Origin of the sequence: Mycobacterium simulans (assembly GCF_900232995.1) — a bacterium.
Lineage (GTDB): Bacteria > Actinomycetota > Actinomycetes > Mycobacteriales > Mycobacteriaceae > Mycobacterium > Mycobacterium simulans.
In genome coordinates this window covers 1,595,449-1,602,655 of the sequence record NZ_OCVX01000003.1, presented here as the reverse complement: position 1 = coordinate 1,602,655, position 7,207 = coordinate 1,595,449, and the positions used below count along the sequence as shown (strand labels likewise).

Below are 7,207 nucleotides of genomic sequence, written 5' to 3'. Positions count from 1 at the left end.
CGCCGGACCCCGGGCCCGTCGGTCGGCGAGCAACTCCGAGGCGCGCTCGTCGGTTATCGACAGCACGTCGTCTCCCTTGCGCAAGCTGGCGTTGGTCTCACCGTCGGTAACGTACGGCCCGAAGCGGCCGTCCTTGATGAGCATCGGTTTGCCCGACGCCGGATCAATGCCCAACTCACGCAGCGGCGGAGCCGAAGCGCTCTGTCGGCCAGAACGTTTCGGCTCGGCGTAGATTCGCAGCGCTTCATCGAGTGTGATGGTAAACATCTGTTCTTCGGTCGCCAGCGAACGAGAATCGGTGCCGCGCTTCAGATATGGACCATAGCGCCCGTTCTGCGCCGTGATCTCGTCACCCGTTGCGGGGTCAACACCAACTACCCGGGGCAGCGACAGCAGCTTCAGCGCATCCTCGAGTGTGACAGTTTGTAGGTCCATGGTCCGAAGCAGCGAACCGCTACGGGGTTTGGGACCGGTGGGTTTCTTACCCTTCTTGGCCGGCTCGGCGCCACCCTCCTCGGACGGCGGCTCGGGCAGAATCTCGGTCACATAAGGCCCGTAACGGCCGTCCTTGGCGACGATCTGGTGCCCGGTCGCGGGGTCTACACCCAGCACCCGCCCCTCTTGAGGTGTGGCGAATAGCTCTTCGGCCACATCCAATGTCAATTCGTCGGGGGTGAGCGAGTCGTTGAGGTTGGCCCGTTGCGGTGTCGGCTCGCCGTTGTCGCCGATTACCGTCCGTTCCAAGTAGGGCCCGTTCTTACCCACTCGAACATAGACGGGCCGTCCTTCAGCATCGTCAAACAGCTTGATGGAGTTGACTTCTCGCGCATCGATGCCTTCGAGGTTGACACCGACCAGTTTCTTCAAGCCGCCGGAGCGGGCTACCGAGTCGGGCACACCGTGGTCGCCGCCGAAGTAAAAGTTGTTGAGCCAGTTGGTGCGTCGCTCGTTTCCGGAGGCGATCGCGTCGAGTTCGTCTTCCATCGCCGCGGTGAAGTCGTAGTCGACGAGCCGGCCGAAATGCTGTTCCAGCAAACCGGTTACGGCGAATGCCACCCAGGACGGCACCAGCGCGCTGCCCCTCTTGTGCACGTAGCCACGGTCCTGGATGGTCTTGATGATCGACGAGTAGGTCGACGGGCGGCCGATGCCGAGCTCCTCGAGCGCCTTGACCAGTGACGCCTCGGTGTAGCGGGCCGGCGGGTTGGTGGCGTGCCCGTCCGGGGTCAACTCGATGGCGTCAAGTCGCTGGCCAGGGGTCAGGTGGGGCAAGCGCCGCTCGGCATCGTCGGCCTCGCCGCCGGCCAGCTCGTCCACGGTTTCGACGTAGGCCTTGAGGAAGCCGGGGAAGGTCAGGGTGCGCCCGGAGGCCGAGAACACGACGTGGTGCTCGGCCCCCTCATTTTGCAATCGGCCTTCGATCCGCAGGCTCAGCGTGGTGCCCCGCGCATCGGCCATCTGCGAGGCCACCGTGCGTTGCCACACCAACTCATAGAGCCGGAATTCGTCACCGTCGAGCTCGCGCCGCACCGCGTCGGGGGTGGCGAAGGTCTCGCCGGCGGGGCGGATTGCCTCGTGCGCCTCCTGAGCGTTCTTCACCTTGCGGGTGTATTGGCGAGGAGAGGTGGCGACGAATTCTGCGCCGTAGAGCTGGCGCGCCTGGGTGCGCGCGGCATTGATCGCCGACTCCGACAGCGTGGGCGAGTCGGTACGCATATAGGTGATGTAGCCGTTCTCGTACAGCCGCTGGGCGATGCTCATCGTCCGCTCGGCGGAGAACCGCAGTTTGCGGCCGGCTTCCTGCTGCAGCGTCGACGTCATGAACGGCGGATACGGACGCCGCGTGTAGGGCTTCTCCTCGGCCGACGCCACGCTCAGTTGTGCGCCATGCAGGGCCGTGGCCAGCCTGGTCGCACTGCCCTCGTCCAGCACGACAATTTTCGAGACCTCGCGGTCTCCACGCAGCGTGCCCAGTGAGTCGAAATCGCGGCCGGTGGCCACGCGCTGGCCGTCTACATTGGTCAGCCGGGCGGTGAAGGTGGGCGGCTGCGCCTTCGGGTCGGACACGCTGGCGTCCAGCTTGGCCAGGATGTCCCAGTAGCTCGCGCTGCGGAAGGCCATGCGGTCGCGTTCGCGCTGCACGATGATGCGGGTGGCCACCGACTGCACCCGCCCGGCCGACAGCTTGGGCGCGACCTTCTTCCACAGCACCGGGCTGACCTCGTAGCCGTACAGCCGGTCCAGGATGCGGCGGGTCTCCTGCGCGTCGACCAGGTCGATGTCCAGGTCGCGGGGGTTTTGGGCAGCCTCAAGGATGGCCGGCTCGGTGATCTCGTGAAACACCATCCGCTTGACTGGGATGCGCGGCTTCAGGGTTTCCATCAGATGCCAGGCAATGGCCTCACCCTCGCGGTCGCCATCCGTGGCCAGATAGAGCTCATCGACGTCTTTGAGCAGGCCTTTCAACTCGCTGACGGTGCTCTTCTTCTCGGGACTGATGATGTAGAGCGGTTCGAAATCGGCGTCGACGTTGACCCCCAGCCGGGCCCAGGGCTCGGACTTGAACTTCGCGGGAACGTCGGCCGCAGCTCGTGGCAGGTCGCGGATATGCCCACGCGAGGACTCGACGATATAGCCGGAGCCCAGATAACCAGCTAATTTGCGTGCCTTGGTGGGCGACTCGACAATCACAAGTCGCCGGCCGCTCCCATTTTTGCTGCTCGCCCTCCTCGGGCCAGTTAGTTTCGGGTCAGCCAACTGCTACTTACGCTCCATCTCTAGTGCCGGCCCCCTGTGGAACCGCCCCGCAGGAAGAATGACAGGTCGGCTCCCGAAATTCCGGCGAAATTCAGATACGCCCCCGTACCCTTCGCCCGCGGGCACCTGACAATTTCGCACCCGAGGGCGCGCCCGCGCAAACCGACTGCAAATCGGCTCACTCGAACACGGCCTGAAATCGACTGCTAGACCCTGGGCCACTGGGCCAACGCCCCGGCGCTGGCGGGTGGTTCCCCCACGTTCTCTACCAGGCGCGATAGCCTGCGACGGCCGCTGATCCGAAGCGCCGGCCGGCCGCCGCGGGTGCCGATCAAGGTGGGCGCGATCCCGACCCGCATCAGAGCCGACGCCAGCGGCGAATGAGTGTCCGGTGCGTGTGGATCCAGACCCAGCAGATAACGGTCAGCCTCGGGGCTGCCGGCAGCTAGGGTCCACGCCCGCAGCTCCCGCGGCCCCGGCAACCACCGCACGGGCACCGTTTTGACCGCGCCGCGCGTCCACTCGGCCGCAATGCTGCACAACAGCGGGTCCACGGCCGTCCGCACCAGGGGGTTGTCTTCGTCGGTGCGGGTGATCTCGGACACCAGACCAGCGTCGTGGATCATCTCGGCTAGGGCCGTGGCGCGCCAGAGCTCATCCACGACCACCGACAGCCGAGCGCCGGTGCCAACCATCACGATCTGGCCGGAGGCCGCCAGCACCCCGGAAAGGTCCGCGACCGCGGGCGGCACCGAATCCGCGGCGAAGAAGGAAAGCTGGCTCACCCAACCGACAGTAAGCCAGCGAGTCGATCCGCGGCTTGTTCGCATCCGGCGCGCCCGACCGCCAACGTGACGAGCAGACGGAAAAGCCCCCGATTCGGTGTCGAATTGGGGGCTCTTGCGTCTGCTCGCGCAGGTTAGACGGAGCGAACTCCGGTGGCCTGGGGGCCCTTAGGGCTGTGGCCGATCTCGAACTCGACCTTCTGGTTCTCTTCAAGGGTGCGGAAGCCCGTTCCCTGGATCTCCGTGTAGTGGACAAATACATCCGCGGAACCGTCCTCGGGGGCGATGAAACCGAACCCCTTCTCCGCGTTGAACCACTTCACAGTTCCCTGTGGCATCTCTCGATCTTTCCTTTTCTTCTGGGTGCGGGGCACCGCGTTTCGGTGCCCCGGGCCCGTTGCCACCGCCATACCTCGCGGAGTCGCCGGAACTTCACCCGACAGATAACCTCGCAGGAACCGCGGCCGCAACGTCGATCCTGCGAAAGTTTGACACGAACACAGAAGCTACGACCGCCAATTAGTCAATCATGTTCGTCGCGTCGACGACAGCCTATTGCCGTGACGAGTACTTGAGGGGTTTCCAAATGGCGAGTTTCGGCAGCGAACTGCTGGCCGCCGCGCTCGCCGGTACCGCGCCGGGCGAGCATCCGCTGCGCCATGTGGCCGAACTGCCACCTCGCAGTGGCCGGCCACACGGCTGGCCGGAGTGGGCCGAGCCCGACATCATTCGCGCGTTTACCGAACGTGGGATCCGCGCGCCATGGTCGCACCAATCTGAGGCCGCCGCGCTGGCTCACACGGGCCGTCATGTGGTTGTGAGCACCGGCACGGCGTCAGGAAAGTCGCTTGCCTATCAACTTCCGGTGCTCAATGCGCTGGCGACGGATCCACGGGCGCGGGTGCTGTATCTGTCGCCGACGAAAGCGCTCGGTCACGACCAGTTGCGTGCGGCTTATGCGCTGACTTCCGCTGTCTCGCGGCTCGGCCAACCCGGTTTCGCCGTCGCGCCCACGGCCTATGACGGTGACAGTCCTGACGAGGTGCGTCGCTTTGCGCGTGAACGGTCCCGCTGGCTGTTCTCCAACCCCGACATGATCCACTTGTCGATATTGCGCAACCACGCACGCTGGGCTGTGCTATTGCGCAATCTACGCTTCCTTATTGTCGACGAATGCCATTACTACCGAGGGGTTTTCGGATCCAATGTGGCGATGGTGTTGCGTCGGTTGTTACGGCTGTGCGCACGCTACTCCGCTGACCAGGTCTCGGGTCCGACGGTGATCTTCGCCAGTGCGACGACGGCATCCCCCGGCGCGACGGCCGCTGAGCTCATCGGTCAACCGGTCGCGGAGGTCACCGACGACGGCTCGCCCCAGGGGGCGCGCACCGTGGCATTGTGGGAGCCCGCGCTACGGGCCGACATGACCGGTGAGAACGGCGCGCCGGTGCGACGGTCCGCGGGTGCCGAGGCGGCGCGACTGATGGCAGACCTGATCGCGGAGGGCGCCCAGACGCTGACGTTCGTGCGGTCGCGGCGCGCCGCGGAGCTGACCGCGCTGAGCGCCCAAGCGCGGCTTGGCGAGGTGGCCCCGGACCTGGCACGCACGGTGGCGTCGTATCGGGCCGGCTATCTGGCCGAGGACCGGACTGCGCTGGAGCACGCCTTGGCCGAGGGCCGGCTGCGCGGTCTGGCAACGACGAACGCGCTGGAGTTGGGCGTCGATATCGCCGGGCTGGACGCGGTGGTGTTGGCCGGCTTTCCGGGGACGGTCGCCTCGTTCTGGCAGCAGGCCGGTCGGTCGGGCCGGCGCGGGCAGGGCGCGCTGGTGGTGTTGATCGCCCGGGACGATCCCCTGGACACATATCTGGTGCACCACCCCGCTGCCCTGCTCGACAAGCCGGTCGAGCGCGTCGTCATCGATCCGGCCAACCCCTACATTCTCGGTCCCCAGCTTCTCTGTGCCGCAACCGAATTACCACTCGATGAGGCCGAGGTGCGGTCGTGGGACGCGACAGATGTGGTCGAAGGTCTGGTTGACGACGGGCTGTTGCGGCAACGGTCTGGCAAGTACTTCCCTGCGCCCGGCGTGGAACCACATGCCGCAGTGGATATTCGGGGTTCGGCGGGCGGTCAGATAGTCCTCGTGGAGGCGGACACTGGGCGACTGTTGGGCAGCGTCGGGGTGGGTCAGGCGCCGGCGTCCGTCCACCCGGGCGCGGTCTACCTACATCAAGGCGAGGGCTATGTCGTCGACTCGTTGGATTTCGAGGAGGGCATCGCGTTCGTCCACGCCGAGGATCCCGGTTATGCGACGTTCGCGCGGGAAATCACTGACATCGCGGTCACCGGGACCGGTGAGCGCACAGCGTTCGGCCCCATCACCCTGGGTTTGGTTCCGGTGACAGTCACCCATCAAGTAATCGGCTACCTACGCCGTCGACTCAGCGGCGAAGTGATCGACTTCGTTGAGCTGGACATGCCCGAGCACGTGTTGCCCACCAACGCGGTCATGTACACCATCACTCCGGACACATTGAGCCGCAACGGTATTGACGCGCCACGAATTCCCGGCTCCTTGCACGCCGCCGAACACGCGGCCATCGGATTGCTGCCCTTGGTGGCCAGCTGCGACCGCGGCGACATCGGCGGCTTGTCCACCGCGATCGGGCCTGACGGACTGCCCAGTGTCTTTGTCTACGACGGCTATCCCGGTGGCGCGGGATTCGCTGAACGCGGGTTCCGTCAGGCGCGCACCTGGTTGGGCGCCACAGCCGCGGCCATTGAGGCGTGCGAATGCCCGAGCGGATGCCCCTCATGTGTGCAATCCCCCAAGTGCGGCAACGCCAACGACCCACTGGACAAGGCAGGTGCGGTCGCTGTGCTGCGTTTGGTGCTGGCGGAGTTGGGTGGCGGATACGCTGAACACCCCCTTGACAGCGGCCCATAAACGAGGTAGCCGAACCGTCGCAACCCGAAGAAGCTGCGCAAGAACGGGCGAAAACTATTGCGCCCGCGTTCAAATCGCGTACCGTGAACTTGCCGACCGCACCGATGACGATCGGGCACTAGCCGGGGGTTCTGAGGAACTTTGGGAGGTGTCACATGTCGTTTGTCATGGCAGTGCCGGAGGGGCTGGCAACGGCCGCAACGGATTTAGCCAGTGTCGGCTCAACACTCAGTTCCGCGAACGCGGTTGCGGCTGCCCCGACGACGGCAGTGCTGGCCGCGGCTGGGGACCAGGTATCGGCGGCGGTCGCGGCGCTGTTTTCCGGGCACGCCCAGGGCTATCAGACGCTCAGCGCGCAAGCAGAGACGTTTCACGCCCAGTTCGTACAAGCCCTGACCGCCAGTGCGGGATCGTATGGCAGCGCCGAGGCCGCCAGTGCGGCGTTGCTCAATGCGATCAACGCACCTTTACTGGCGCTCACGGGGCGTCCGCTGATCGGCAACGGCAAGCCCGGCGCGGCGGGGACGGGCGGAGACGGCTCGCCGGGCGGCTGGTTGCTCGGTGACGGCGGTGCCGGCGGGGGCGGGGCGGGCGGGGCGGGCGGGCAAAAAGGGGGGAAAGGGGGGGGCGCCGGGCCCGGCTCTTTTAAACAAATCCGAGGCCCCGAGAGAGGGAGAAAAAGCGGAAGGCGGGGTCTGGTTGAGAAAAAAAAAAA

5 protein-coding genes are annotated in these 7,207 nt (G+C 65.8%); 2 read left to right on the top strand and 3 right to left on the bottom strand.

All coding sequences use genetic code 11. The annotated features are described in order from the left end of the window. The 3 genes from topA to cspA all read right to left on the bottom strand — a co-directional run. Positions 1–2,757 (bottom strand): type I DNA topoisomerase (gene topA / locus MSIMFI_RS08075; protein WP_191496815.1); only part of this gene is annotated, 2,757 nt, incomplete at its 3' end. A gap of 206 nt (positions 2,758–2,963) precedes the next feature. Further along, entirely contained in the window at positions 2,964–3,542 is a 579-nt protein-coding gene (locus MSIMFI_RS08070) for a hypothetical protein (protein ID WP_186245088.1), read from the bottom strand. A 134-nt stretch (positions 3,543–3,676) separates the two neighbouring features. Then, entirely contained in the window at positions 3,677–3,880 is a 204-nt protein-coding gene (gene cspA, locus MSIMFI_RS08065) for a cold shock protein CspA (RefSeq protein ID WP_036363014.1), read from the bottom strand. Positions 3,881–4,128: 248 nt separating this feature from the next. On the opposite strand from cspA, the gene MSIMFI_RS08060 reads away from it, so the two are divergent. Beyond that, positions 4,129–6,492, top strand: coding sequence for a DEAD/DEAH box helicase (locus MSIMFI_RS08060; protein ID WP_191496814.1), 2,364 nt, complete (start codon positions 4,129–4,131; stop codon positions 6,490–6,492). A gap of 155 nt (positions 6,493–6,647) precedes the next feature. Further along, on the top strand, positions 6,648–7,207 hold a 560-nt coding region (locus MSIMFI_RS08055; RefSeq protein WP_191496813.1), incomplete at its 3' end, for a PE family protein.

Coding starts and splice junctions, on each gene's coding strand:
- cspA (WP_036363014.1), bottom strand. CDS start 3,880: ATGCCACAGGGAACTGTGAAGTGGTTCAACGCGGAGAAGGGGTTCGGT.
- MSIMFI_RS08060 (WP_191496814.1), top strand. CDS start 4,129: ATGGCGAGTTTCGGCAGCGAACTGCTGGCCGCCGCGCTCGCCGGTACC.